This is a genomic window from Streptomyces sp. SID9727 (assembly GCF_010550605.1).
Taxonomy (GTDB): Bacteria; Actinomycetota; Actinomycetes; order Streptomycetales; family Streptomycetaceae; genus Streptomyces.
In genome coordinates this window covers 107952-132146 of the sequence record NZ_JAAGNI010000136.1, presented here as the reverse complement: position 1 = coordinate 132146, position 24195 = coordinate 107952, and the positions used below count along the sequence as shown (strand labels likewise).

Genomic DNA, 24195 nt, shown 5'->3' with positions numbered 1-24195 from the left:
CGCACCTCTCCGCCGACGCCCCTGCGCGCGGAGAGCGATCGGAGCACCCCGCATGACCAGCACGATGAACGGCCCCGCCCAGCACCGTCAGCTCGGCGACCAGTCCTGGCAGGCCGACGCCGTCTGCCAGAGCACCGAGTACAACCCGGTGGACCCCGAAGTCTTCTTCCCCGAACCCGACGAGACCGCCAAGATCGCCACGGCCAAGGCCCTGTGCGGCCAGTGCCCGGTCCGGCGCACCTGCCTGGACGCCGCTCTCGAAGGGGGTGACACCGACGGGATCCGTGGCGGCCTGACGGAAGAGGAGCGCGGGCCGCTGCACGACAAGCTCGCCAGCCGCCTCGACTACAGCCGCGTCAATGCCACCATCGCCGGACGCGACGTGCACCTCACCCATACGGAGCGCCGCGCGGTCGAGTACGCGGCCTACCGCCACGGGGTGAGCGAGCAGCGCCTGGCCTGGCTTCTGAAGGTCACCGAGGAACACGCCAAGAAGCGATACCGAGAGATCCGCCGGGCCGAGCGCAACCGAACCCTGAACCAGCCCACCACGAACACCCCACCCCCCGAGACCAGCGGCGAGCGCCTGATCCGCGACGACTTCGGGACGGCGGCATGAACACCGCAAGCGCGCCGAAGACGGCGCACATATCCGGGTGGGACCGCGCGGCTGTCGTGGCCCTCGGGGGCGCGGGATGCGCGCTGTCGTATGACGCCCTGCAGCAGATGGCCGTCGCCATCCACATCCGAGGCTTCCTTACCTACCTGTTCCCCCTGGTGATCGACGGGTTCATCGCGTACGGCATCCGAGCCCTCCTGGTCCTGCGGGACGCACCGCTCCGCGCCCGGCTCTACGTCTGGGCCCTCTTCGGCTCGGCCACCGCCGCCAGCATCTGGGCGAACGCGCTCCACGCGGTCCGCATCAACCAGGACACGGTCGCCGGCACCGGCCTCCAGCTCGGCGATGCGGTGGTCGCGGTGCTCTCCACCATCGCCCCGCTGGCCTTGGCCGGAGCGGTCCACCTCTACATCCTCATTGCCCGGGGCCCGGTCACGGACGCTGACCGACAGAACCTCGGTGAGCCCGGTCACCTCGGTCAGACCGACCGAGGCGACGCCATCGAGGTCACCCGGACCGACCGGGCCGGTCAGCAGCGGTCAGCGGTCGGTCAGGTCAAGCCCGGTCAGGCGGTCACCGCGCTGACCGACCGGCTGCCGCTGTCCCCGGCCGACGAGGACACCGCCACGCGGTCAGTGACCGGAGACGCGACCCCAGCCGCCAACGGCCAGTCGGTCACCGACCACCACCACCGGAGGCACGGTGCCCCTGACCTGCCGGGACAGGTGGACAAGGGGCGGACGGGCGCTGACCGCCCCGACGGCGCTGCCCCGGTCGGTGATGGCCAGGGCAGCCCGGCGGCGGTCAGTGCCCCGCCGGTCACCTCGCCGCCGGTCACTGACCGGGCCGCTCAGCCGACTGGTGGCCGGCGACCTGACCCGGACACCGAGGAGCTGCTGAAGATCGCCCGGTCGGCGGTCAGGGCCGAGGACAAACTCACCCGCAAGGTGGTCGCCCAGGCGATCCGAGGTCAGCAGATTCCGCTGTCCAGCGACACCCTGACCGCGCTGATGGCCCAGCTGCGCGAGCAGCACCGCCAGCCGGTCACTTCCTCCCGGCGCTGACCGAACCTCCACGGAGTGGGTGACCGAGCCGGTCACCCCGGCCGGTCACCCGCTCCGCATGTCTCCGAGACATCCCGCCACAGCAGAAGCGGAGAGCATCCGATGCGCACTCACCCGGCCACGCCCGCCGAAGTCGACTCCTGGCTGACCGTCCTGCACCAGCACGGACACCTCCACCGCGCCCAGCCCGGCCCCGACACCACCTGGATCGTGCAACGCGAGCAGCACGACCGGCCCTGGACCCTGCACCACCCCGTCCTGGCCATGGACTGGATCGAGGAACTCGTCCGCGAAATCCAGCAGCAGGACCCGGAGACGAGCCGGTGAACACCAACGACCCGGTGGCCACCTCCGATGGACAGCAGCGTGACCCCACCACGGCTCCTGGCGGAGCAAGCTATCGCGTACGACGGTCCTACGGCCCGACGTACGCACTTGCCCCCGCCCAGGAGGGCGGGGGAAGCCCGGCTGGTCCCCGAGCGAGGGCGCTCGGGGACCAGCCGGGCAACCGGCACCAGAGGGCGCCGGTCACCGGGGGAAAAGAAGATGACCCTGCCGAGCCCGAGCAGACGAGCCCCAGCACGCCCGCCTTCCCCGACCGCACCCCACGCCGCCGCAGCCGTAACCCGAGTGAGCGCGCCCGCAAGACGACCACCCGCCTCTCCGACACCGAGAAGACCGAGATCAGCGACGCCGCCACCCAGCGCGGCGTCACCGTCGCCCGCTTCCTCGCCACCGCCGGCCTGAGCGCCGCCCGTGGACACGCCGCCGTGCACAGCAACGACCAGCTCGACGCCGCCATCGACGAACTCGCCGCACTGCGCACCGCGCTGGCCCGGATCGGCAACAACATCAACCAGATCGCCTTCGTCCTCAACAGCGGCGGCCACCCGCGCGCCGGTGAACTCGAACACGCCCTGGGCGTGCTGACCGGACTTCTCGCCCGAGTCGATGACGCGGCGAACGACCTGGTGACCAGGCGGCTCTGATGGTTCCCGACATCGGGCGCGGCTCCCGCACCCACGGCCTCCTCGTCTACCTGTATGGCCCCGGACGGCGCGAGGAGCACACTGACGCGCACCTCGTCGGCTCCTGGGACGGCTTCGCCCCCGACCCCGGCCGCGACACCGGCCTCGACCCCGACCCGAAGGTCACCCTCGCCCGGCTCACCGCCGCCCTGGACCTGCGGGTCAAGCAGGCCGGCGACCGCGCGCCCGCCAAGCACGTCTGGCACTGCTCGGTCCGCACCGCCCCGGGGGACCGGCGGCTGGACGACGAGGAGTGGAACTCCGTCGCCCAGCGCATCGTTCACACCACCGGCATCGCACCGGACGGAGATCCCGACGGCTGCCGGTGGATCGCCGTCCGCCACGCGGAGGACCACATCCACATCGTCGCCACCCTCGTACGCGGCGACCTGCGCAACCCGCGCCTGAACTACGACTTCAACAAGGCCCAGGCCGAATGCCGCCGCATCGAGAAGGAGATGGGCCTGCGGCGCCTGAACGCCGGCGACGGAACCGCAGCGAAGAATCCCAGCAGCGCTGAGAAGTTCAAGGCCGAGCGCACCGGCCGACCGGAGACCTCGCGCGAGACGCTCCGTGAGGCCGTTCGTCGAGCCGTGGCGGGAGCGGATTCGGAGGAGGAGTTCTTCACGCGCCTTCGAGAGGCGGGGGTGCGGGTGAAGCTGCGGCACGCTCCCTCCGGTGACGCGCTCGGCTACAACGTGGCCCTGCCCGGCGACCGCAACCGCGACGGAGACCCGGTCTGGTACCCCGGCTCCAAACTGGCCCCCGACCTCTCCCTCCCGAAGATTCGCCTACGCCTCACCGACGGGGCCGCCGAGCCGAGCGCGCCCGCGGTCGGCGCTGACCGGACGAACTGGTCACCGCCCGCCCGTCAACGACGCAACGCCACCGTCATCGCCGAGCGCTCGGCCACACTCCTGGAACGCGACGAGGACGGCGACGCCGCCGCACAGCTCGTCGGCGTCGGAGAACTTCTCGACGCGGTGGCCCAGACCTCACCGGCCACCACCCGCGCCGAGCTGGCCGCCGCAGCTCGCGCCTTCGAGCGGGCGACCCGCAGTCATGTCCGCGCCGAACGCGCCGACACCCGGGCTCTCCGCTCAGCCGCCCGGGGCATCGTCCAGGCCGGCGGGGCGCTCGGCCGAGGCGAGGACGGCGGCACCACCGCGATGCTCGTCTCCACCCTCGTCCTGGTCACCCTCGCCGCCGCCCGCTGGCACTCCGCGCGCGGACATGCTCAGCAGGCCCACGCCTCCCGACAAGCCGCCGCGCACCTGCGTACCGCCTACCGGCAGGCCGCTGCCACCCCGATGCGAGTGCTGCAGGACCAAGGTCGGGCCCTTCCAGAAGCCCAACGCCGCACGCACGAAGCCACCCTTCGCGCCGTCCTGCCGGAGAAGGTCGTACGGGCACAGGGCACGGACGCGAGGACCGACGCCTTGATCGCCACCCTCACCCAGGCCGAGTGGGCAGGCCACGACGCCGAAGCCCTCCTGCGCCAGGCCATCGACATGCGCGAACTCGACAGCGCCGACGACGTGAACGACGTCCTGGTCTGGCGCCTGCGGCGCATCGCCCAGCTCCCGGCACACCCAGGCGAAGGTGCCCCTCGTCCGCAGGCCGCCACTCGCCAGGCCACCACGCTGAGCAGCCGCACCAGCGAACGGAACGCGACGGCAGCCGCACCGCTCGGGACTGTTCAGGACCCCAACCGCCGCTCGCCGGGTCGCTGACCAGGTCGAACCGGTAGTCGACCACCGACCACGCGGACGCCGCGAAATGTATGGACAGCCGGTCTACCGGCTGTTACGGATGAAGACAGGACTGACAACCGGGAGATGACGCTCGTGCTCAGAACCACCACCCGAACCACGGAGCCGGCACCCGCGCTGCCCGTCCTCCCCACTGGTACCAACCCCCTGCTGCAGCTCCAGGCCGAGACCCGGCCCGCCGACGGACCCGGGGCGATTCGCTGCGTCGGCCACTCACGCGAACTCGCTCTCGGCGGCATCCCCGCGATGTGCTCCGCCTGCCGTGCCCGACGCGACTGGCTGCTCATCAACCACGGGCGCAACGTCTGGGTCCGCTGCCGATGCGGCAACCAGTGGCTCGAGCCCGAGATCAGCCGCGCCGACTTCGACGCCTTGGTCGGCGGCCCGCACGGGACGACCTACCCGAGTGTCGAGGCGGGCTTGGCCGCGCTCGGGTTCGACGGCGTATTCGCCGGTATCTACCTGGAGTAGGCGAGCACCGGAAGGAATAAGCGGCGGCTGGGGGCACCAGCCTCCTGGTTCGCCGCTTCTGATCTTCAGCTGCTGGCGGGCGCCGGGTCGGCAGCCTGAGCCTCTGCGAAGGTGCCGTAGTCGGTCGATCGGTCTAGCAGGCTGAAGTCCATGTCACCGGCGGTGAACCGGCTGGTGTAGTAGTGCCCGGTCGCAGTCTTGGGCCGGAGACCGGTTACCGCTATTCGACAGGCCCCTTCGTGCCGCGGGCTTCGATGCTGGTGCCCCACGCGGGGTGTGTTGTCGTACAGGAATCCGATCTCGGCAGTTCCCGAGTTCTCAGGGGCGCCGATGGTGGCGTTGCTCGACCGCGAGGTGCTTTCCTTCGTGCGGAGCGTGGCGTGCAGGCTCCAGAAGGTTTGCTCGATCGTCATGTACGTAATGATCGGACCCCGGTTCCCTCCCTCCGGGATGTGGCTCTCCGAGCTCGGGACAAGCACTACCCGCCAGGTACCCGTGACCCAGGCACGGCCGGTGAAGCGGTGGATGACGGGCCAGCGCCAGGCCCACTTGTCGAACACGACAGTGCCGTAGCCCACGAGGGCCGGGATGTACGCGAAGAGGTACCGGAACTCGGACGGGTACAGGCCCAGGACGACCAGGACGACCGTGTAGAGGGTGGCGGCGATGGTGGCGCCGGCGCGGATGGTGGTCGCGGTGTTCATCGTCAGCTCTCGTAGTTGAGGTAGTGCCACGCGCGCTCGATCAGCTCGCGCGCGTCCTTCTCCGTCCACTTCTGGCCCTCGCCGAACACCTTCTTAATCCCGTTCGGCTCCACCATGCGCAAATAGCTGAACCAGGCCCCCGTGAGTTGCTGATAGACCTCCCGCAGGCTCTCGCGGACCACAGCGTCCAGGCTGCCATCGAGGAGCAAGACGTTGTCCGGGACGTTGTAGATCAGGCACTCGGAGAAGTAAGACGGAAGGGCCTTGATCACGCCCTCGGCAGCGAGGTCGTTCTCGACGTTCTTCAGCACCCGCACCACGAACTTGTACCGGTACTTGGTGTTGGTGTTCTTCGTGCGGCCGTTGACCAGCTGGAGCTCGGGCCAGTTGATGACACGCTTGCCATTGCGCCCGTAGACGACGCTGCCCACATACTCCCCGCCGGGAGCCGTGGTGTCGTAGGCCACCCACTTGAAGCATGGCACCACGTCGATGCTGGGACGGCTGCCCACAACCTCCGGAACGTACACGGCGAGGTTGTGGTCCGTGTCCACCCAACCGAAGTGGTTGGTGAGCGCGTCCTCGGCCTCCTGGCGGAGCCTCTGCCGGGTCCACGGCCCCGCGTACCTGGCTGGCTGTCCAAACCACCAAGCCGCCAGCCCCTCCGTATGGATGGGGTCATTGAGCTTCACCATGATGTCGACGTCGCTGTCACCGCGGACGTTGGTGTTGTTGGGGTACGAGCCCTTCGACGCGACCGTGATGTCGAGTCCCTGGAACGGTTCGTGCCGGAGCACTGCCTGTTTCACCATGCGCTCGGCGCGCTCCAGCCGGAGCTGTTCGGAAGCACCCGGGGGGTTCTTCCATTTGTTGATCAAAGCGATCCGCTGTTCATACGTCAACTGCCTTGCCACGAACGCCTCCAGGCTCCGGCGCGCCTGCGCCTTGCAATAGCGTACGAGCGGGCACTGACAGCGACGCTGGACGACCGACGCCGACGGCGTCAGATGGCTCACCGACCGGACGACCGGCTCTGTTGCCGGGTAGCGACAGAGCCAGACGCCCCCGAGAACCGACGTGCCACCGTTCAGCACGCCACGAGCCCCGGGGAGTCAGCCCACCACTTCCCCGGGGCCCGGCTCTTTGAAGTCACCCCTCTCATCGCCCCGACGCTCGCAGTGTCAGGAGACCGCGGCCAGGGGGGGGAACACGGTCGGAGATCTCCGGTAGATCTGAGGTATGAACCTCAAAGACCTCAGCTCGCTGATGGAGCGCCGTCAGGACGGCGGCCTCAGCTTCGAACGCTTCCGATCCGACCCGGCATTGACCGCACTGCGGTGGCCGGACGCCGTGCTGAGGGACTTCCTGTTCGACCATGGCGACAACGGCACCTTCGCGGACGACTACGGAAACCTCGATCTGACCGCGATCACCTGGACGCTGGAGACGATCCCGTCCGCGGACTTCCACACCATGCCGACCGGTGAGAGCGAAGTCGGACTGATCGAACACTTCGCCAAGAACCCGGTGCATTGGGTCGCAGTGCGAGCCCCGGAAGTCGGCAGGCACTGGGAAAATCACGGGACGTGGTTGCGCCCGCCGCTCCTCATCGACCGGGGCCTCTTGGCCCCGGTGAGCAGCGGATTGCAGGTACTGGAGGGCCGAACTCGCGTCGGCGTCCTGCGTGGCCGCCTCCGCGAGCAGCTGCACGTCGCCGCCGAGCACCAGGCGTGGGTGGGGCGGTCGTGAGGGCTCACCGCGCCCGCTGCGAACACCAAGTGCTTTTCGAAGAACTGCGGATGAATGAGAACGCGCCTGTGCCCGGCCCGCGCCGGGACCTGGCGATGCACAAGGACCGGTGGCCCTCGGGCTGGGAGCATGTCTCGCCCTGCCAGGTTTCCCGCTGACCATGCTGATCGGGACCAGGAGCCAGCCCCGTCGCCAGAACGGCTTGGGGTGGCCTGCAGCTCTCGATCAGACTTCGGCCAGTCGGTTAGAGAGGTCGAGGGCGTCGGTCGTGAAAGAGAGGGCGGCGCACAGGCCGGTCACCTCGTACAGGGTCGGCCGAACTAGGCGCGGCCAGTCGTCCGGGGCGCCGGGCCAGGAACCGAGGAGCACCTCGGCCGTGGTCAGCCCCAGGTACGTCGTGACGTCCCAGCCGCTGCGCGAGGCGGGCTCCCAGCGCAGTCGGATGCGCCCGAGGGGAAGTTGGGGGGTCTCGGCAGCGAGCCAGGTGATGTCGAGGGGGCCGTCGGGGCGGGCGGAGATGCGCTGGAGAAGCGCGCTGTGCACGCCGTACGGCATGGGGCGCGCGGCGACATCGTGCAGCGCGGGGCGCGAGAGGGACGTGATGGAAGCCTCCGTGGTGGTAGGGACGATCAAGCCCAGGTGAGGGCGTCGCGCGCCCCCACCGGGAGGTAGTCCTCCTGGCCGTCGTCGGCGATGTACGCCCTGCCGTCGCGGACGACGACTTCGGCTCCGACGAAGTGGGCGAAGGGGAAGTCGGGGTTGATGGCGAGACGGACAGGCAGGTTGGGGTTGAGTTCCTGGAGCTGGCGGAGCAGGTGGCCGACGGTCAGATACTGAGGCAAGAGAAACTCCAAGGGCAGTGGGGGGACGGGGCCGGAACTAGCGCGGTGCACGGGACGGGCCGCCGTCGGCCCGCCCGCGGTCCGGTGGTCAGCGCGAGGAGTGGGTGACGAGGGCGGCGAGGAATCCGGCGACGGCCTCGGAAGGGGTATGGACACCGAACTCCTGGACCCACACCTCGCCGTCGGCGGGCAGTACCTGGACGCGCCATACGATCTCGCGCGCCCAGGCGGAGGGGTCTTCGGGAAGCCAGCCGACGTAGACGCCGCCGTCCGGGCTGGTCATGTGGATGTTGGCCTCCGGGGTCTCGGTGATCGCCCAGCCGAGACCGTCCAGGAGGTCGAGCACTGGAGCGGCGCAGTGGTCGGAAGAGAGCCAGTGGAGGTCTTCCACGGCGGGGTGGACGACGGCGGGCAGGAGGGTGGCAGAGGCGTTCACGGTTGGACGATCCCTTCGTTGACCTGCGGCTTTCCCAACACCCGTACGTTGGCATGCGGCATGCCGAAGTGCGTAGTCGTTTCTCCGCAGATGCCGTCTGCCGTGGGCGAACTGGAGGCCACCAGCAAGCGTTGGCGGGACGGAAATGGATCGGCGTCCGCAGTTGTCCTACCTGGGTTGCGGCGACGGACCACACGACGGTGAAGGGGGAGCAGGGGATGGCCGAGGCGAGCAGACACTGGGACGGCGCCGGGCTGGAACGCAAGATCCGCGCCGCCGGACGGCCCTGGACCGTGGGCGACATCGCGATGGTTGCCGACGGCCAGTGGGAAGTCGGCGCACAGCCCGACCACTGGCCGGACGAGGAGATGGTGGAGCATCGGGTCGCCGAAGGCCGGCGAATGGAGCTGACGATGGAGGAGCTGGCCCGCGCGGTGGGCCCCCGGGACGAAGAGGACCACCACGACGAAAATCGGAGCTAAGCGTTCAACGTCGGGGCCCCGCTGTGGGCGCCGACGGCCCGACGACGGCCGCCGGAGAGGATGGATCGGGCGTGGCCCCCGGGGCGTGCGGCGTCTGCGCGGAGCGGGCGACAGCGGCCTGTGCCAGCCGAACCGCCGGTGCCTCAACCTCGGGCGCGGCGGCCTCCCGAGCCTCCACCACACGTCGGATCGCCTGGAGGTACGCACGGCTTTCCGCGTGGGCGACGCGGAGGCTGACCGCCGTTTCGGTGATCCGGTCGAGTTCGTAGAAGTCAGGCACGTACCCATGCCGGGACAGGGCGTGAAGACGGTCCTGGTGAACGGTTACCGCGTTGTCTGTGATGGCCAGGGCCGCGCGGGTGTGCATGGCGCAGCGCAGGAGCGGGTCCTCGCTGGGGCGGCGGACCCCTACGACCTCAAGAGCTTCGATGGGCTGGCCCCAGGCGTTCTCGATCATGGCCGTGGCCTGGTCGAGCATGTTGGAACTCCTGTTGGGCGGGGACGGTCGCGAGTGGAGTGCGGCTTTGGGCAGGAGTCAGCGTCCGCGCCGGGGCGTCGGCGAGCTGGCCGGCAGCCGGGCAGAGGTCGCAGGCACGGGGTGTCCCGTCCGTTTCTGCGCCGCCCCCGTGGAGCGGCTCTGCGCGGCCATCACCCGGAGGTCGGCTGCTGTGCGTGGTGCCCGCGCGGCACGGTGTACGGCCTGGGTGACCGCGGTGCGGCGTACGTCCAGCGGAGTCGGAGCGCGCGAGACCTGAGCCTCCGGGATCGACGTGACCGAAGCGACAGGGGTCATCGTGACCAGGTGCTGCATACGCCGGTCGACTTGGTGGCGTTCGCGGACCACGGGGGTCGACTTCGCCATCACAGCGGCGGTTGCGGCGATCAAGTGGGACGGGGCGCGGGCCGTGAACGTCGCTTCGGTACGAGTGCCCCAGCCCGGCGGGCCAGCCCACAGCTCAACGGTCGTGCGGTCGGAGCCGTAGCCGCGCCGATCGATAAGGATGCCCGCTTGGTCGTCAGGAGCGATGATCTCGACGGTGCCGAGTTCAGCAGCTCCGTCAAGGTTCCAGCCGGCATCGGTCAGCGGCCCGACGGTGTCCCTCCAAGGGACGGTTGGCCCTGTCAAGAAGCGGCCGAGGGTATCGGAAGCGATGGCTTCGTCGTAGTCCTGGACCAGTGCGGCGGTGAGGCCGGCGACCATCTCGGCCGGGGTGACGTGGTTGAACGTCGCCGTCCAGCGAGGTGCCGAGAAGGCGTCCTCGGCTGCGCTGATCTTCCACAGTTCGAAGTCGTCGCCGAACCAGCCGATCCGAATCCGTTGGTCGGGAGAGGTTACGAGGAGCTGGCAGGGGCCCTCATCGAGGTACTGATGGGGCCAGTGGGTGACGGGCGCGAAGCCAGCCTCGCCGGTCCCGTTGGAACCAGCCAGATACATGGGCCTGACCAGTACCTCTTGGTACCGGGTCGGGTCATCAGGGGCGTACATGGTCGAGTCTCCGGAAGCGAAGGAGGAGAACGGATCCGCGTATGCAGCGGCGGGAGCCGCCGGAGCGCACGCGGATGCCGTAGTGGCGGCGAGTGGCCTCTAGTTCTCACCCCCGTCACCGGCCCCGGCCCGGCGCCGACTGAGCGGTCACGGCCGCCGGCACCCGCGGTTCCGGCTGAGGCGCGTGGCTGAACATGACGTTCGACGCGGCGGCGCTCCGTCGTAGAGCCGCCGCGATCCGGGCGCTGTCGGCTCCCGCCCCCAGCGGAATGCCGACGTGGGTGCGCGTGGCTGCTGCTGTCGGACGAGGTGCCGCTGTTCCACCTCGCAGCGCGAAGGGCTGGCTCCAGTGCTCGACACGCGCAGACGGCCCCCAACGCCTGGCCGGCATCGGTGAGCACGTAAGGGTCTCCGTGCCGGGAGCCCGTCCGCGTGACCAGGCCATCGGCCTGAAGCCGGACAAGTCGCTGGCGTGCGAGGCCGTAGTCCAGACCGGCCGCCTCGGCGATGTGAACGAACCGCATCTGGCCGTCAGCCGAGTCGAGGGCCTGAATCACGGCAGTTGAGTGCCGATGATGCAGGCGGCGCAGCGCGTCCTCGACACGCTCGGCTTCGGCCTTCGGCTCCTGTGTCACGTGGGTACGGGACCAGTCCGACACCGTGCGGAGCACGGGGGCCAGTGACGTGCCGAGTCCGCTGAGCCGGTACGGCGCCGCCCGTCGGTCGTAGCCACGGACCACCAGTCCGTCGGCGTGCATCGTGGCCAGCCGTTTGCCGACGAACTGCTCGCTGACGAAGGGGAGCCGGGCAGCAACATCGCGGACGCGCATGGGGCCGTTCACCTGGGCCAGGGTCATCGCGGTCCAGGCGGTCCACTTGGGTCCGATCCGGGTGAGAGCCTCCTCGACGCGCTGGGCGTCGATGGAAGCGAAGGAGAAGGTGGGAGGCAGGCCGGGGGTAGGCATGGTGGTCCTTTTCGGGATGAGGTCAGCGTGAGCGGGGGGCCGCGAGGGAGGTCCTGGCGGCGGGCGCGGCGACCGAGTCGGCGAGCGTGCCTGACGTGGTCTGCGTGGTGGTGCGGCCAAGGGCGGCGGACACCCGTGAGGTCGTCGCGCGACCAGCACGCAAGGCGGCTTCCCCTTGCGAAGTGAGCGAGAGGAGCTGGCCGGGCCGGTACACGTTCTCGGTGGCGTCCTGATGCAGTAGCCCGTCGGCGACCAGCCGCTGCACGGTCTGTGGGAAGACCGCCGGGTCCCGCCGATGGGCCTTCTCCCGCGAGATGAAAGGGTCCTCGCCAATCGCGTTGCGACGAAAGCGAACGCCCCCGGTCGCAACGGCTTCAAGGGCTACCAGCCCGCGCTCCCCGGCGACGGCCCAGTCGTCGTTCCGGTCGGGCCTCGTCTTCTGGCCCTGCCCGTGGCCCTTGTTGGTCGCGCGTTGTGCAGCCTCGGGCGAGGAAGGAAGCCGGCGGTAGGCGGACAGGGACTCGACGAGCTGGCTGTACGCCCGGTCTTGCTGCGCCAGAACGTCTCCGAGTTCGGGGAGTGCGGTCCGCAGCAGCGCGTACGACACCTGGGCGCGGCCGACTTCACCGCGACCAGCACCTTCGAGCAGCCGCTGCGACCGCCGGACCGCGACGAGCACGCTCTCGTGTCGCTCGTCCAACGCCGCCGCGGCTTCGATGACACGCGTAGCGGCCTGGTGCAGCGGTTCCCCCGGGCCAGGCGCGAGAGCGGGCACGCTGACGTCCCCGACACCGAGCACTTCGACGACGAGATAAGGCCCAGGGTGTGTGTCTGCGTCGTACGGGTTCACTCCGTCGCCTCCATCCGGTCGAGCAGGGAGCGGACCAAAGCGGGCAGGCTCCCGGGGTCGTCGCCGAGCCGCGGGCGGTCGCTCGCTTCGCGGAGGAGATCAGCGTCATCGAGCAGGCCGCTGGAGATCTCCATGCAGGCGTCGGTGATCCGGGCGGCGGCGAGCAGCGACAAGGAGAGAACCTCGACGTAGTCGGCCGGCGCGAGGCCGGCGGCCTCGGCTGCATTCCGAACCGCCTCCAACTCAAGCGCACTGAAAGCGAAGTCGAACTCGTCGTTCCGCTCGGTTCCGCCGGTCGGGGCGACGATCGGTGCGCAGGGCTCCGTGGGGATGCCCACGTGGTTACAGATCTCGTCGACCGAGGAGGTCAGTTCGGCGAACGACTCGGTGAGCCACCCCAGCGCGGAGGCGTATGAGGCCAGAGCGAACAGGCCCGCCGAACCAGCGGGGCGTGGCTCGGCGGCCAGGAAGCCCTCGAACCGGTCGTTCAGCCCGGTGATCACACGGGGCCCAGCGGCCAGCGGCCCCAAGACGGGATGCAGGTAGGAGCGGGCGGCAGCCGTCGGGTACTCGGCGGCAGGGATGCCGCCGACGTTCTGAGCGGCCTCGGTGAGGAGATCCGCCAACTCTGAACGGATGAGCGCAGTTCGGTCGTTGGTCATCGCTGGGCGGCCTTTCGAGGGGCAGTGGCCGAGGGCGGCGCTGTTGACGGGGTAGTCGCGCGGCCTGCTGTCGGCCGTTCGGCGGTGAGCGTCGAGCGGGACCGGGCGGCCTGCACGCGGGCCTCCGTGGCGGAGGCCGGGCCGACCTCTTGCTGGGGGCCGGTCCGCAGGTGGGCCGTGCGGTAGACCGCGTAGTCCTTCCGGCTGCCAGCGGCTACGAGGTAGATCTCGCGCTTGTGAGTCGAGGTCGGTGGGGCCTGACGGAACTGGATGACCAGCCGGTAGGCGACCTCCGGGTCGACGTACACCTTGTGGAAGCCGGCGAGTCGGCCCTTCAAGGGCAAGCAGTCGTCGCTTCCGTGGACCAGGTTCTGCAGCTCCAGCAAGGCCAAATCACGAATTCCAGCGGGGAGTTCGCGCAGGTCGGTGATGGCGTCAGGGTGCGCGGCGAAGGCGAAGCGGGCGCGGCTCACAGCAGCCTCCCCTGGGCCGCGCGCTGAACCGGCACCGCCGCGGTCGCGCGGGGCGCGTCGAGACCGGTCTGCGGTGTCGGAGAGGTACCGGCGGACCGGGAGAGGGCGATACGGGCGATGCGGGCCCGGACGACAGCACCGTTGTGGTCGCTGTACTCCGGAGGCTCGGGCAGCGGTTCGCTGCGCTCGTCCAGCCAGGTCTGGGCGACGCCGACGTCGGGGAAGGCGCCCTCGCGCATCGTGTACGTGCCGGCATCGTGGTTCCACTCCTCGAAGAAGAGGCGAACCGGTGCCTGGGTGGCCTGGGCGTCGTTGACGAGTGTCCACGCCTCGCTGGGACGGTCGTCGGAGGTGTAGGTGTCGAGGACCTCGTAACGGGTGCCCGACTTCTGGATCTGCTGTTCCACCTGGACGGTGAGGTCGTCGGCGGGCTCGATGTAGTCGCCACCGCGCAGGGCGATCCGGTCGAGCGGGCAGCCGCGTTCTGCCAGCCAGTTCTGGGCGAAGGACGCCGTGGCGTGGTGACTCGTCTCGAAGGTGAACGTGGACTGCCGCAGATCCCGAGCGACAGCGATCGCAACGAGCTGTGGCTCGCCGGGTATCCCCCAGGTGACCGATCGGTCGTGGGCGAGGACGAAGCTGTGTGAACCGTTGGGCTTGGTGTGGTGCTGGGACAGCACCGTCAAGTCGCCAGACCAGAGGGCCTCCATCGCCTCTTCGGAGTCGTCGTCGACCGGCGCGAGATCGTCGAGGTCGAAGTCGAGGACGTTGTTCACGCCGCCACGCCCGACTGCTCGGGCGCCGGGGTGGCCAGCACACGGTGGTTGGGTCGCGTTGCGCTGGTCGTGCAGGCCGCGAAGGGTCCGTCGGGCGCACGCAGGTGCGCCAGAGTCTGGTCCAGGTGGTCGCGGTGCCAGGTCGACGGGCCGGACAGGCCGGCCTCCGTGTCGGTGAACTGCTGCCAGGCGAGCCAGAGCGCGTGCAGCCGCGCGACGGCCTCGGGGTGTTCATACCAGTGCGCGCACCAGGGACGGCTCGTGCTGATCTCCCGGCCGTACACCGGCAGAAAGAGGTAGTTCACCCAGTCGCTGAGGGCGGCGAGTTCGACGGCGTACGCCTCGCCGCCCAGAGCGAGGATGAACACCGAGGCGGGGCCGTCGGCCTGCTCGCTGTCGGCCGCCTCGATCTCCGGAACACCGTTCATTGGCTGGCTGCCGGTGAATTCGGGTTCGGAGCCGAGGCGGTCGAGGATGACGCCGTGCTGCCTGACCTCGGCCATGGTCTTGGCGAGGGTGCTGGCGAGGTCGTCGAGGTCTGCGTCCGGGACGCGGTACGGCTCGGGGCCGGGGGCGGTCGGGCTGGTGTCGGCCATGAGGGTGTGCTCCATCTGTGAGACGGCGACATGCCCGAGAGGATCCGGAGAATCTGCGGTTTGGTCCGGCCGGAAGAGCGCGGTAGTGGAGCGCTATCGGCTGGCGCAGCGGTGACAGCGGGGGGAGGGCGGTGCCAGCAACTGCAAGGCAAGCGCGGCCTGTTGCGGGACGACGCCGTTGCCGAGTGCGGTGAGCTGCGCGGGACGGCCGAGCCCCGGAGTCGCGGTGACCCAGCCGGCGTCGAGGCCCTGCATCCACTCCACGAAGTCCGAGCGGAGCCGTCCGGCCGCGTCCGTGGGAGCCGGAGCAGGACGGGTGAGCCTCTCCCATCGGGTGATGGCGGATCCGTACGCTCCCCATCGCTGGTCCGCGCCCCTGCCTCCGGCGTCTCCTCCGCCCAGAGGGGCAGGACCACCGCCGACAAAGGAGGTCGCCATCCCTTCCCGGGGCGGCGGCCCGGGGCGCCCGTGTCGCTGGCCCTCGGCGTGGGCACCAGAGACGCCGCCGCGCTGGGCAGGGTCATGTCGCCATTGCTGTGCGGCTGGTTCGGCGAGCCCTTCATCCCGTCCGACGCCTTCGGGGTCGGCAGCAGCAGCCACTCGACCTCGTCGGCCAGGTTCGGACCGTGCCCGCCGCTCTTCCGCTTCGACGGATGCTGCGAGCCGCCGTTCTTCCCGATGTTGCTGGTCGGCGTCTTCAGCAGGGTGCCCGGCGGGCCATGCGGCGAGGAAGGTCCGCTCGCGGCGGTGCGGGGCCCCGACGTCGGAGGCGCGAAGCACGAGCCACTTCGCGTCGTACCCGAGGTCGGCCAGGGATCCGAGTACGGCACCGAGTGCCCGCAGAGGAGGCTGACCTGCGGTGTCTCCCAGACACCACGGACAGAGTTCCACGTCGCCAGGGGAACCGGCGGGGGAGGTGAGGAGGCCGCGCACATTCTCGATCACAACCAGGCAGGGTCGGAGGGCCTCGACCGCACGGGCGACATGCAGCCAGAGCCCGGAGCGGGTCTGGGCGTTGAGTCCGGCCCGGCGGCCGGCGACGGAGACGTCTTTGACAGGGGAAACCGGCCGTCAGGACGCACACCCGACGGGCGGTGGACCAGTCGACGGCGGTGATATCGCCCAGGTTGGGGACGCCGGGCCAGTGGCGGGCCAGGATGCGTGAGGCGTTCGGGTCGACCTCGGCGTGCCAGGCCAGGGTGCCGCCGAGAGCGGCCTGCACGCCCAGGTCGAGGCCGCCGTACCCCGAGCAGAGAGACCCGATCAACGGAGAGCGCAACGGGGCGGCGGGGCTCGGGTCCAAGGCGCGTAGGTACGGCGCGGCTGTGGAGACGGGGTAGGTCAAGGCGAGTTCCAGGGGCAGAAGTGGGCTGGTGGGAGGGCGTCTCACGGGTGGCCGCGCGAGGGTGGTCGGCGTGCTGAAAGCGTGGGGAGGCGGCTGGCCGGGGCTGAGGGTGACGCGGCTGGGCGGGGTGTGCTGCGGGCGCGGGCGGCCTTGACTCGGTCGGGCGGCGGATCGCCCGCCGGCGCAGCGGGTGCCGTGGCCTTCGGAACCGGACCGCCGTTCGCGGTAACCCAGCGGGTGCGGACCTCGTCGAGAGGATCGAGCGCATGCAGGGCGTGGTTGATCAGCCGACCGGGCCCCAGAACCTCGTCCTGGGCCAGGGTCCGGATAGCTCGCGCCGAGGCGGCGGCGGTGCGGGTCACGGAGGAGCGCATCACCCGCTGCCCGAACCAGTCAGCGCTGCCGGGGACCATGCCTTCGCACACCGAAGCCAGCTGCTCGCTCGACACAGTGCCGTCGGCCAGCAGACCGCGTCGCTGGGCCTCCCAGAGCAGGGTGATCCGGTCGATGGGTTCACCCCGGTGGTGCAGCGCGCCCAGGCACCGGTAGAGCTGCCCGTGGGCCGGGTCGGCGAAGTCTCCCGGTCGCAGCCAGGCCACCACCTCGCCCATGGCCCCCGGCTGTTCGGCGAGTACGGCCAGGAGGAACCGCTCGTCTTCGGCGACCTGGCCGCTCTGTGCGGGAGGCAGGGTGTCCGTGGCGGCGGAGGGCCCAGCGGTGGGTGGGACCGGTCGAGGGTCGGTTCCCCAGCGACGCGCAAGATCGGTGAGTACGCCGGCCAAGGCGTCCGCCGTACGCAACGCTCCCTCGACCTCGCCCTGGACGGCATCGGCCCGAGCCGCCTGGTGAAGACGGATCGCATGCTGGGCGACGGTCCGGTGAATCGCCCCCTCCAGCACCATGCGGCCGTACACCGGGGCGTGCTCGGTTCGGGGACACGCCTGGATCAGGGTGTGGGCGTACGCCGCGGTCAGCCCGCGCACGTGCTGTCCGGCCTCCCCGACCGCGTCGGTCACCCACGACAGCGGCAACGGACCGTCGGCCGAGAGCGCGGGGTGTCCGTCGTCGCGCAGCTTGCGGAGAGCGTCGAACAGCGCCTGATGGACGGGCCGATAGAAGTGGCCCGCAGCGAGCCACTCCAGGTGCGTGAGCTGCTCGGGGGCGAGGAGCACGGCTCCGAGGACCGCCTGCTCGGCACTCATCAGCGGGTTCACCGCATGCCGCCGGGATCAACGGAGGGCGTCTCGTCTTGCCGGATATGGAGGTTGGCGACTGCCCGGTCGGCAGCGGCCATCGACAGGGCGAAGTCGTCCAGGGCGGCGGTGAAGGCAGGGTCGGAGGCGGGGATCGAGCCGGCCCCGCCGTCAAGCCACCACCGGCCACCGCGCAGAACGACCGGGGCGTGGGCCAACCGCCCCTGCTGTGGTGTGGGCGCGCTCATGCCGACAGCCCAAGATCATCCTGGCCGATGCTCTTCGCGAGGGCACGCTCGGTGATCGCCTTCGTGGCGCGAGCGGAAGCCGGGCCGACCACCTTGGCGGAGGGCTCCTTGTACCAGGGCTTGAGGTTGAGCATGGCGACCCGGATGCCGGTGGCCAGCAGCAGCACCTTGCCCTTGGGCAGGGCGCGGATGGCGTCCGGCGGCAGGATCCGCTCGGTGCGCATGCTCACCGAAGTGGACTTGCCGCCCTCGCTCGTCGACACCGAGGTGGTCTGGACGTCGTGGTCGCCCACCTGACGGCTGAGCCGGTCTGCGAAGTCCGCGTCGTCGATGCCCGATCCGATGATCTTGATGGTGGCGGCGGAGTACAGGGCGTCCATACCCGCCTCGCCCCAGCACCGCTGGCCCTGACGGTAGGACTGCAGAATCGTCATCGGGATGACGCCCCGGCTGCCCAGGTGCGAGTACAGGTCGGGGAGGTCGCTGATGCGGCACACGTTCGCCGCCTCGTCGAGGACACACAGGGCGGGCGGGTCGAGCCGTCCGCCGGAGCGCTCGGCGACGATCACTGCCGCGCGCATCACGGCGTCGGCCGCCGCCGCGATGATCGCGGACGCACTGCCGCCGCCGTCCTTGCTCAGCAGGTACAGGGTGTCGCGGGACGTGGCGAAGGCGAACGGCTGGAACTCGGGGAGGTCATCGTTCGGGGTGACCCAGGCGGCGACGTCCGGGTCGAGCAGGCAGCTCGCGTACTGCCTCGCGGTCTCATAGATTCCGTCGCGGGTTTCGGTCGCGCCGGAGACGGTGCCCTGGAGCTGGGCGGCGACGGCATGATGGCCGGCGTCGGTGAGCAGGTCCACTGGGGTGCGGTCGGCCGGCATCGCGAGCCAGGCCAGGACATCGGTGATCGGCCGTCGGTGGGACGCGGCGGCGAGGAAGAGGGCGCCGAGGGTGTTACTCGCGGCGGTCGACCAGAAGTCGGAGCCGCTGGACTCGTCCACACTCGCGGTGACGAAGTGCCGCGCCAACCTCTTCGCCCCGGCGAGATCGCGGGCGTCAGCGAGGATGTCCCACCACATCTCGCGCGGGTGGTGGGCGATCTGCTGAGGATCGAGGGTCCAGATCGTGCCGACCTCGGCGCGGGCGTCCACCGTTGTGGTGAAGGCGTCGTTCGCGGCCTTGTTACTGGTGAGCAGGACTGGACCCGGTGCCGAGAGGATCGCGGGTATCGCCAGCCCGGACGTCTTGCCGGAACGCGGGGCCATGATCGCGACGATCACGTCCTCCCAGGACGCGCGGACCTCCGCACGACTGGGATCCAGGGTGCCGAGCAGGATGCCGCGGTCAGCGGGCAGGACCTCTTTTACTCTCCCGGCCGCTCAGGCTCGGGCGCAGGCTCTTCGCTTTGTCGACGATCTCCTTGTCCAGCAGCGGCGCCAGGTCCGCTTTGCGGGCGAGGCCGGACTTGGACCCGGCACGCCAGCGCATCCACAGCACCGCAGCGGTGAGGATCAGGGCCACGGTGAACAGGCCGGGGACGACGCGGGCACCGACCATCAGCATGTTGGTGCTCAAGGTCGGCCACAGCACCTCCGGGTGCAGCAGCGCGTCCGTGGCGCGGAAGGGGGCCCATGTCCCATTCCCGACAGCGGTGTTGGTGAGATTTCCGGTCAGCCAGGCGAGGGAGGCGAAAGCCATGGCGGCGCCGAGGATGCCGAACAGGAGGTAGAGGAGCGCGTCCGACCCAGTGGTGGTCGAGGGCGCGCTGGTGCGCTGGGATGGCACGGCGGTTCCTTAGGTGTGCGAGCGGGCGGGGGCGGGGCGCGCTCGGCTCTCGTGCAGCACATGGGGGTCCTCCTGCAAGGCCGAAGCGGAACGTTTCAGCGGGGCCGGCCGGCAGGATGAGGCGCGGAGGAGGCGCTGCGGTGGTGAGTCGAGCGTGGGCGGCGCGACGTACTGGTTGCCGACGGCGAAGAGCGCGGCCGGGGTCACCGTTGGGGGGTTGAGGCGCGCGGCGGGTGACCCGTGGTGCTCAAAGGCGCCGGCTGGGAACTGGACGCCGAGGAGACCTTGGCCTGGTCCGCCGCAGGAGAAGTGGCCAGAGCGGCACCACGGTGATCACGGACGGTCCGTGCTGCGGCGTAACTCGTCGAAGCGGTGCCGACGCGGCGTAGTTCGGCCTCGGAATCGACAAGTTCAGACTGGGCTGAGCTGACGAACTCCGAGGCGAAGCCGAACCGGTCAGCGAGCGCATACGCGTCGTCGTCCAAGTCGTTGACCTGTTCTCCAGCCGCTTCCAGGGCCTCCCGGAGCCGCTCCAGAGCACCGTGCTCGGAGTGAAGGAGGTGGTCAACTGCGCGCTGAAGGCTGGCCCCGTCTTCGGCCGCACGGATCTGGTCCGTGATGCCGAGAAGTTCGGCTCCTGCGGCGTAGGACCCGAGGGCATGCACCGGAGGGCTCATCCGGGCGGTGTCGAGAGAGGGCGGAAGGGTGACGTCATAGCGAGCGGCTCGAAGCATCTCGGCCGCATGGGTGGCGATGGCGACCTGCTCGGCGAGCGGAGTGGTGGTGGGAAGGCGATGGCGTCGGCCATGCCAGTCGTCGATCTGCTTGAAACCGGCGTGGCGGAGGAGCTGTGCGGAGAGGTCATCGGTAGCGCCCTTGGCAACGACGCTGCCGCTGAACTCGGACGTGATGGTGATCGAGGTAGGCACGGAATTCTCCGGGGCAGAGAGAGCGAAGGACCCGTTGGAGGTGGGCCAGTGGGCAGAGCGTCCGGCAAATCCGGGGTTTGGTCCGGCCGAGAATCGCTGGTAGAGACCGCACGGTGGCGATCAGCCGGGTGCCCCGCCGCAGCAGGGCACCTGGGCGGTCAGAAGAAGGGATTCTCTGTCGGCCGGTCGGCCCCGGTGGCGGCTCGGAGCAGTTCGGTGAGGTCCTCGGGCTCGGACGACCTCTGGTCTACGCCGTACCAGCCGCCGTTTGGGCAGGCGGTGTGGAAGCCGTCGCGGCAGATCGCGCAGGTGTTATCGGCGAACGCGAACGGCGAGACGACGAAGTCGCCGCGCTTGAGGCCGCGGACCTGCGAGCCGGTCTCCTCGACGACGCCGAGGAACTTGTGGCCCATCGGAGCGCCCTCGGCACTCTTGTCCATGGAGCGGTAGGGGGGCAGGTCGAGGTCTGCAGGGAGCCGCCTACGGTGAAGGAACCGGCATGCTGATGGAGAGGAGTCCGCTGTGGTCACGTCCCCGATGCCAGTTTGTCGCCAGTCGGAGGCTTCAGGAGTCGGCTAAGAGGGTGCGGGTGACGCTCAGGGCGAGGTAGGTGGTGAAGGCGTCGTGGTCCACGGGTTCGGTGGCGAAGTCGGGGCCGTGTGCGGTGCGCGGAACGACGCAGGCGGAGAAGACCGTGGCGAAGTACTGCCGTACGGCGGCTTCCGGGTCCGGGTGGGGGATGTGGTCGGATGGTGAGCAGTCGGGCGGTGAAGGCGTCGCCGTGGGCCTGGACGTGAGCACGGCCGCGGCGGAGGACCTCGGGATGGGCGCCGGAGAGCAGCACGACGGGTTTGAGGAACGCGGCATGCTGGCGGAACAGGGCGGTGAGCTCCGTGACCACCGCCGTAATCAGCTGGTCGGTCGCCAGATTGCGCCAGGGGTCCGGCGCCGTCAGGACGCGATGGCCGGCGGCGATGCGGGCGATGCCGTGTTCGTAGACGGCGAGGAAGAGGGCGTCCTTGCTGGAGGTGCGGTCATACAGTGCACGGGGCGGCACCTGGGCCTTCTCGCACAGGGCGGCGATGGTGAACGCCTCGTAGCCGCCTTCCTCGATCAGGGTGACCCACGACGGTGCCGGGCGCGGCGGCGTCGATCTCTTTGCGCAGGCGGAGCAGGAGGGCGACACAGAGCAGCCCGGTGCCCTCGACGGTTATGTCCGGCGCGGGGATGTCAGGGTTCATCGGTGGTAGGCGGTGGCGGCGACGGCGGGCAGGAGGGCGAGGGAGAGGATGCCGCCGGTCAGCGCGAGGGTGGGGTAGCTGGTGGCGGCGACCATGATGCCGGAGGCCATGCCGCCGGTGGCGCCGGCGATGGCGATGGAGACGTCGACCAGTCCCTGGGTCTTGGCCCGGGTTGCAAGTGGCACGGTGTCGGTGATGATCGAGGTGCCGGATACGAGCCCGAAGTTCCAGCCGAGGCCGAGCAGGGCCAGGGCGAGCGCGAGGAGCGCGACGGAGCCGCTGGGCGCGGCGGCGGCGAGGATGCCGGCGGCCAGCAGGGTGGCACCCGATGCGGCGGCGATCTTCATGCGGCCGTAGCGGTCGACGAGCCAGCCGGTGAGGGGTGAGGGCAGGTACATGGCGCCGATGTGGATGCCGATGACGAGGCCGGATGCGGCGGTGGAGTGGCCGTGGTCGTGCATGTGGACCGGTGTCATCGTCATGATCGCGACCATGACGAGCTGGGTGAGGATCATGACGAGCGCACCGAGGGTGACGCCTCCGCGGCTCTCGCTGGTGTCGGCGGTATCGGCGGCGGCCGGGTTGGCTGCAAGGTCGGATTCCTTGTCCTGGGCGACGGTTCGGGCCAGGAGCAGCGGGTCGGGGCGCAGCCAGAGGGCGAGGACGAGGGCGGCCAGTGCGTAGGCGGCGCCGGAGATGACGAAGAGTCCGGCGAGGTGGGGTATGCCGAGGGATTCGGCGAGGGTGCCTGCGGGGGCGGCGAGGTTGGGTCCGGCGACGCCGCCGAGGGTGGTGGCGACCAGGACGGTGGACACCGCGCGGGCGCGGTGTCCGGGTGGGGCGAGGTCGGCTCCGGCGTAGCGGGCCTGGAGGTTGGTGGCGGTGCCGGCGCCGTAGACGAACAGGGCGAGGAACAGCAGGACGGGATTGTCGAGGACGGCGGCGGTGATGACGCCAGCAGAGCCGGCGGCGCCGGTGAGGTAGCCGGCGGCGAGCCCGGGGCGGCGGCCGCGGGCTTGGGAGATGCGGCCGACGGTGACGGCGGTGAGGGCGGAGCCGGCGGTGAACAGGGCGCTGGGCAGTCCGGCGAGGCTGGTGGTGCCGAGCATGTCCTGGGCGAGGAGGGCGCCGACGGTGACGCCGGCGGCGAGCCCCGCGCCGCTGAGGATTTGGGAGGCGACCAGGACGCGCAGGATCCGCCGCTGGGCGTGGACGGGATCGGATATGAGTCCCGGCGTTGCGGCGGGTGCGGCGTTGGTCATCTCTCTCCTCATGTGTGAGCCCGCCGGCCCCGGACGGGAGCTTGCGGCCGGGCGCGGTTTCGTACGGCGTCAGGCCGGTGGCCTATCTGCTGGGGGCTGTGACGTACTGGGTGGTCCCTTTCACGTCGGCGGACGCGGCGAGGATGGCACGCGCCGCGCGTTCTCCGGAGGCGAGGGCGCCTTCGATGTGCCCGGCATGGCTGGTAGCCGTCTCGGTCGTCGCCCAGTGCAGCCGACCGTCGAGGGCCGGGCGCTGGTAGAGACGATGGCTGAAGAGTGAGTAGTCGGCGAGGCGCTGCACGGTCGACGGGGCGGTCCACCGCTCGGTGCTCCAGTTCTGCACATGCAGGGCCACCGGGGCTCCGGCGGGCGGGCCGAAGAGCCGGGCGAGCTGAGTGATGGCGTCCTGCTCGAAGCCGGGGCGGACGGTGCGTGCGTGGGCGAAGCCGAACAACGCGGCGGGCTTGCCGTCGGGCCCGGACATGTCGTGGATCTCCTGGAGCGGGCCGGTCCTGCTGAACGCCGCACCTGCGAGCCCCTCCTGGCGCCAGAACGCGTCCGGGTAGTGGGCAACGACCTTGACGGCAGCACCCATCCACACGGGGGTGGCCCGGGCCAGGTGCACGAGGTCGGCGGGGAGGGCATCGTGGAAGTCGATGCGCTCCAGGGCCAGGGCCGGAGGGACGGCCAGGACGACGTGCCTGGCATGAAGGGTGCCGGCCGGGGTGAGCACGTCGAGGCCGCCCTGACCGGCCGGGTGGATGGCGGTGACGGGCGTGTCCAGCCGAAGAGCTTCGGTGGGCAGCGCGGCGGCGAGGGTGGCGGCGATGCTCTGTGCCCCGGTGGCGAAGCGGCGGGAGGGGGCGCCGATCAGGTTGCCGGTGAGGCGGCGGATGCCGGTCGCCTCCTGGAGCATCGTGTCGCCGGCGAGGTGCTGCTCGAAGATGGCGAGGCCGCTGCGGGCAGCCAGGTTCCGTACGCGATCCTCGCCGTCCCAGAACCAGGTGGCTCCCAAGTCGAGCGCCCGCCCCGGGTACTCGACAGGGGTGGAGAGCAGGCGTCCGCCGACGCGGTCGCGGGCCTCCAGGACAACGACGTCGCGGCTGGCGGTGTGCAGAGCGTCGGCTGAGGCGAGTCCGGAGGCGCCGGCGCCGATCACGATGACGTCGTGGGCTTCCTGGTGGGACATTGTGGCTCCATTCTGAGCAGGCTGAACC

29 protein-coding genes and 4 pseudogenes are annotated in these 24195 nt (G+C 70.4%); 9 read left to right on the top strand and 24 right to left on the bottom strand.

Annotated elements, in window-relative coordinates; translation table 11 throughout:
* The first annotated feature begins 52 nt into the window (after positions 1-52).
* The 6 genes from G3I41_RS08780 to G3I41_RS08755 all read left to right on the top strand — a co-directional run bounded on the left by G3I41_RS08780 (position 53) and on the right by G3I41_RS08755 (position 4954).
* On the top strand, positions 53-619 hold the full coding sequence (locus G3I41_RS08780; RefSeq protein ID WP_027737790.1) for a WhiB family transcriptional regulator: 567 nt from the start codon (positions 53-55) through the stop codon (positions 617-619).
* On the top strand, positions 616-1683 hold the full coding sequence (locus G3I41_RS08775) for a DUF2637 domain-containing protein (RefSeq protein WP_027737791.1): 1068 nt from the start codon (positions 616-618) through the stop codon (positions 1681-1683). The genes G3I41_RS08780 and G3I41_RS08775 overlap by 4 nt, the downstream gene beginning before the upstream one ends.
* 102 nt (positions 1684-1785) lie before the next feature.
* A complete protein-coding gene (locus G3I41_RS08770; RefSeq protein WP_027737792.1) occupies positions 1786-2010 on the top strand; it encodes a hypothetical protein in 225 nt (74 codons plus the stop codon).
* Entirely contained in the window at positions 2007-2672 is a 666-nt protein-coding gene (gene mobC, locus G3I41_RS37630) for a plasmid mobilization relaxosome protein MobC (protein ID WP_027737793.1), read from the top strand. Before G3I41_RS08770 ends, mobC begins: the two co-directional genes overlap by 4 nt.
* A complete protein-coding gene (locus G3I41_RS08760; protein ID WP_027737794.1) occupies positions 2672-4444 on the top strand; it encodes a relaxase/mobilization nuclease domain-containing protein in 1773 nt (590 codons plus the stop codon). The genes mobC and G3I41_RS08760 overlap by 1 nt, the downstream gene beginning before the upstream one ends.
* 105 nt (positions 4445-4549) lie before the next feature.
* Positions 4550-4954, top strand: coding sequence for a hypothetical protein (locus G3I41_RS08755; RefSeq protein WP_027737795.1), 405 nt, complete (start codon positions 4550-4552; stop codon positions 4952-4954).
* 65 nt (positions 4955-5019) lie between these two features.
* Here the strand turns inward: G3I41_RS08755 and G3I41_RS08750 are convergent, their stop codons facing one another.
* Both G3I41_RS08750 and G3I41_RS08745 read right to left on the bottom strand, forming a co-directional pair.
* Positions 5020-5658 (bottom strand): hypothetical protein, encoded by a 639-nt coding sequence (locus G3I41_RS08750; RefSeq protein ID WP_164399675.1) that lies wholly within the window; start codon positions 5656-5658, stop codon positions 5020-5022.
* Between the two features lie 2 nt (positions 5659-5660).
* Positions 5661-6674 (bottom strand): nucleotidyltransferase, encoded by a 1014-nt coding sequence (locus G3I41_RS08745; RefSeq protein WP_158693694.1) that lies wholly within the window; start codon positions 6672-6674, stop codon positions 5661-5663.
* Between the two features lie 223 nt (positions 6675-6897).
* On the opposite strand from G3I41_RS08745, the gene G3I41_RS08740 reads away from it, so the two are divergent.
* The gene (locus tag G3I41_RS08740; RefSeq protein WP_027737798.1) at positions 6898-7407 is read left to right on the top strand and encodes a hypothetical protein; all 510 of its coding nucleotides are present in this window, start codon (positions 6898-6900) and stop codon (positions 7405-7407) included.
* A gap of 225 nt (positions 7408-7632) precedes the next feature.
* Here the strand turns inward: G3I41_RS08740 and G3I41_RS08735 are convergent, their stop codons facing one another.
* From G3I41_RS08735 to G3I41_RS08725, 3 genes are all read right to left on the bottom strand, one after another.
* The gene (locus tag G3I41_RS08735) at positions 7633-7950 is read right to left on the bottom strand and encodes an esterase (RefSeq protein ID WP_315904595.1); all 318 of its coding nucleotides are present in this window, start codon (positions 7948-7950) and stop codon (positions 7633-7635) included.
* An 86-nt stretch (positions 7951-8036) separates the two neighbouring features.
* Positions 8037-8249, bottom strand: coding sequence for a hypothetical protein (locus G3I41_RS08730; protein ID WP_027737800.1), 213 nt, complete (start codon positions 8247-8249; stop codon positions 8037-8039).
* An 88-nt stretch (positions 8250-8337) separates the two neighbouring features.
* Positions 8338-8685 carry a DUF317 domain-containing protein gene (locus G3I41_RS08725; protein ID WP_027737801.1) on the bottom strand — a complete coding sequence of 116 codons (348 nt, stop codon included), beginning with the start codon at positions 8683-8685 and terminating at the stop codon, positions 8338-8340.
* Positions 8686-8903: 218 nt separating this feature from the next.
* Here G3I41_RS08725 and G3I41_RS08720 point away from each other — a divergent pair, with 218 nt between their 5' ends.
* Entirely contained in the window at positions 8904-9167 is a 264-nt protein-coding gene (locus G3I41_RS08720) for a hypothetical protein (RefSeq protein WP_027737802.1), read from the top strand.
* Between the two features lie 4 nt (positions 9168-9171).
* On the opposite strand, the gene G3I41_RS08715 is transcribed toward G3I41_RS08720, so the two are convergent.
* Positions 9172-9645, bottom strand: coding sequence for a hypothetical protein (locus G3I41_RS08715; protein ID WP_027737803.1), 474 nt, complete (start codon positions 9643-9645; stop codon positions 9172-9174).
* 57 nt (positions 9646-9702) lie between these two features.
* Positions 9703-10653, bottom strand: coding sequence for a DUF317 domain-containing protein (locus G3I41_RS08710; protein WP_027737804.1), 951 nt, complete (start codon positions 10651-10653; stop codon positions 9703-9705).
* 413 nt (positions 10654-11066) lie between these two features.
* On the opposite strand from G3I41_RS08710, the gene G3I41_RS37625 reads away from it, so the two are divergent.
* On the top strand, positions 11067-11219 hold the full coding sequence (locus G3I41_RS37625; RefSeq protein ID WP_343242093.1) for a hypothetical protein: 153 nt from the start codon (positions 11067-11069) through the stop codon (positions 11217-11219).
* Positions 11220-11339: 120 nt separating this feature from the next.
* Here G3I41_RS37625 and G3I41_RS37620 read toward each other — a convergent pair.
* The 17 genes and pseudogenes from G3I41_RS37620 to G3I41_RS08630 form a co-directional block, all read right to left on the bottom strand.
* A pseudogene (locus tag G3I41_RS37620) lies at positions 11340-11483 on the bottom strand (hypothetical protein); the annotation flags it as partial.
* Positions 11484-11640: 157 nt separating this feature from the next.
* Entirely contained in the window at positions 11641-12468 is an 828-nt protein-coding gene (locus G3I41_RS08700; RefSeq protein WP_027737805.1) for a hypothetical protein, read from the bottom strand.
* Entirely contained in the window at positions 12465-13130 is a 666-nt protein-coding gene (locus G3I41_RS08695) for a hypothetical protein (protein ID WP_027737806.1), read from the bottom strand. The genes G3I41_RS08700 and G3I41_RS08695 overlap by 4 nt, the downstream gene beginning before the upstream one ends.
* Positions 13127-13603: a hypothetical protein gene (locus tag G3I41_RS08690; protein WP_027737807.1), complete on the bottom strand. Its 477-nt coding sequence runs from the start codon at positions 13601-13603 to the stop codon at positions 13127-13129. The genes G3I41_RS08695 and G3I41_RS08690 overlap by 4 nt, the downstream gene beginning before the upstream one ends.
* On the bottom strand, positions 13600-14379 hold the full coding sequence (locus G3I41_RS08685) for a hypothetical protein (protein WP_027737808.1): 780 nt from the start codon (positions 14377-14379) through the stop codon (positions 13600-13602). Before G3I41_RS08685 ends, G3I41_RS08690 begins: the two co-directional genes overlap by 4 nt.
* Positions 14376-14975 carry a DUF4913 domain-containing protein gene (locus G3I41_RS08680; RefSeq protein WP_027737809.1) on the bottom strand — a complete coding sequence of 200 codons (600 nt, stop codon included), beginning with the start codon at positions 14973-14975 and terminating at the stop codon, positions 14376-14378. The genes G3I41_RS08685 and G3I41_RS08680 overlap by 4 nt, the downstream gene beginning before the upstream one ends.
* A gap of 93 nt (positions 14976-15068) precedes the next feature.
* A complete protein-coding gene (locus tag G3I41_RS36710; RefSeq protein WP_239081552.1) occupies positions 15069-15239 on the bottom strand; it encodes a hypothetical protein in 171 nt (56 codons plus the stop codon).
* Positions 15240-15734: 495 nt separating this feature from the next.
* Positions 15735-15968 (bottom strand): annotated as a pseudogene (locus tag G3I41_RS37380) (DNA cytosine methyltransferase); the annotation flags it as partial.
* Positions 15969-16089: 121 nt separating this feature from the next.
* Positions 16090-16197, bottom strand: a pseudogene (locus G3I41_RS37375) (DNA methyltransferase); the annotation flags it as partial.
* A 164-nt stretch (positions 16198-16361) separates the two neighbouring features.
* Positions 16362-17534, bottom strand: coding sequence for a DnaB-like helicase N-terminal domain-containing protein (locus G3I41_RS08670; RefSeq protein ID WP_027737812.1), 1173 nt, complete (start codon positions 17532-17534; stop codon positions 16362-16364).
* The gene (locus G3I41_RS08665; protein ID WP_027737813.1) at positions 17531-17761 is read right to left on the bottom strand and encodes a hypothetical protein; all 231 of its coding nucleotides are present in this window, start codon (positions 17759-17761) and stop codon (positions 17531-17533) included. The genes G3I41_RS08670 and G3I41_RS08665 overlap by 4 nt, the downstream gene beginning before the upstream one ends.
* Positions 17758-19546 (bottom strand): annotated as a pseudogene (locus G3I41_RS08660) (TraM recognition domain-containing protein). Before G3I41_RS08660 ends, G3I41_RS08665 begins: the two are co-directional and overlap by 4 nt.
* Before the next feature lie 203 nt (positions 19547-19749).
* Positions 19750-20475 carry a hypothetical protein gene (locus G3I41_RS08650; RefSeq protein ID WP_027737816.1) on the bottom strand — a complete coding sequence of 242 codons (726 nt, stop codon included), beginning with the start codon at positions 20473-20475 and terminating at the stop codon, positions 19750-19752.
* A 158-nt stretch (positions 20476-20633) separates the two neighbouring features.
* The gene (locus tag G3I41_RS08645) at positions 20634-20915 is read right to left on the bottom strand and encodes an alcohol dehydrogenase catalytic domain-containing protein (RefSeq protein ID WP_199787200.1); all 282 of its coding nucleotides are present in this window, start codon (positions 20913-20915) and stop codon (positions 20634-20636) included.
* Positions 20916-21039: 124 nt separating this feature from the next.
* Positions 21040-21276, bottom strand: coding sequence for a hypothetical protein (locus tag G3I41_RS36700; protein ID WP_027737818.1), 237 nt, complete (start codon positions 21274-21276; stop codon positions 21040-21042).
* A gap of 436 nt (positions 21277-21712) precedes the next feature.
* The gene (locus G3I41_RS08635; RefSeq protein ID WP_027737819.1) at positions 21713-22978 is read right to left on the bottom strand and encodes an MFS transporter; all 1266 of its coding nucleotides are present in this window, start codon (positions 22976-22978) and stop codon (positions 21713-21715) included.
* An 82-nt stretch (positions 22979-23060) separates the two neighbouring features.
* The gene (locus tag G3I41_RS08630; RefSeq protein WP_027737820.1) at positions 23061-24167 is read right to left on the bottom strand and encodes an FAD-dependent oxidoreductase; all 1107 of its coding nucleotides are present in this window, start codon (positions 24165-24167) and stop codon (positions 23061-23063) included.
* Positions 24168-24195 lie beyond the last annotated feature (28 nt).

Excerpts from the sequence above, each read along its gene's own strand:
- G3I41_RS08665 (WP_027737813.1), bottom strand. The coding sequence starts at position 17,761 with ATGAGCGCGCCCACACCACAGCAGGGGCGGTTGGCCCACGCCCCGGTC.
- G3I41_RS08755 (WP_027737795.1), top strand. The coding sequence starts at position 4,550 with ATGACGCTCGTGCTCAGAACCACCACCCGAACCACGGAGCCGGCACCC.
- G3I41_RS08750 (WP_164399675.1), bottom strand. The coding sequence starts at position 5,658 with ATGAACACCGCGACCACCATCCGCGCCGGCGCCACCATCGCCGCCACC.
- G3I41_RS08680 (WP_027737809.1), bottom strand. The coding sequence starts at position 14,975 with ATGGCCGACACCAGCCCGACCGCCCCCGGCCCCGAGCCGTACCGCGTC.
- G3I41_RS08645 (WP_199787200.1), bottom strand. The coding sequence starts at position 20,915 with ATGGACAAGAGTGCCGAGGGCGCTCCGATGGGCCACAAGTTCCTCGGC.
- G3I41_RS08710 (WP_027737804.1), bottom strand. The coding sequence starts at position 10,653 with ATGTACGCCCCTGATGACCCGACCCGGTACCAAGAGGTACTGGTCAGG.
- G3I41_RS08695 (WP_027737806.1), bottom strand. The coding sequence starts at position 13,130 with ATGACCAACGACCGAACTGCGCTCATCCGTTCAGAGTTGGCGGATCTC.
- G3I41_RS08715 (WP_027737803.1), bottom strand. The coding sequence starts at position 9,645 with ATGCTCGACCAGGCCACGGCCATGATCGAGAACGCCTGGGGCCAGCCC.
- G3I41_RS08740 (WP_027737798.1), top strand. The coding sequence starts at position 6,898 with ATGAACCTCAAAGACCTCAGCTCGCTGATGGAGCGCCGTCAGGACGGC.
- G3I41_RS08770 (WP_027737792.1), top strand. The coding sequence starts at position 1,786 with ATGCGCACTCACCCGGCCACGCCCGCCGAAGTCGACTCCTGGCTGACC.
- G3I41_RS08780 (WP_027737790.1), top strand. The coding sequence starts at position 53 with ATGACCAGCACGATGAACGGCCCCGCCCAGCACCGTCAGCTCGGCGAC.
- G3I41_RS08635 (WP_027737819.1), bottom strand. The coding sequence starts at position 22,978 with ATGACCAACGCCGCACCCGCCGCAACGCCGGGACTCATATCCGATCCC.
- G3I41_RS08720 (WP_027737802.1), top strand. The coding sequence starts at position 8,904 with ATGGCCGAGGCGAGCAGACACTGGGACGGCGCCGGGCTGGAACGCAAG.
- G3I41_RS08630 (WP_027737820.1), bottom strand. The coding sequence starts at position 24,167 with ATGTCCCACCAGGAAGCCCACGACGTCATCGTGATCGGCGCCGGCGCC.
- G3I41_RS08760 (WP_027737794.1), top strand. The coding sequence starts at position 2,672 with ATGGTTCCCGACATCGGGCGCGGCTCCCGCACCCACGGCCTCCTCGTC.
- G3I41_RS08775 (WP_027737791.1), top strand. The coding sequence starts at position 616 with ATGAACACCGCAAGCGCGCCGAAGACGGCGCACATATCCGGGTGGGAC.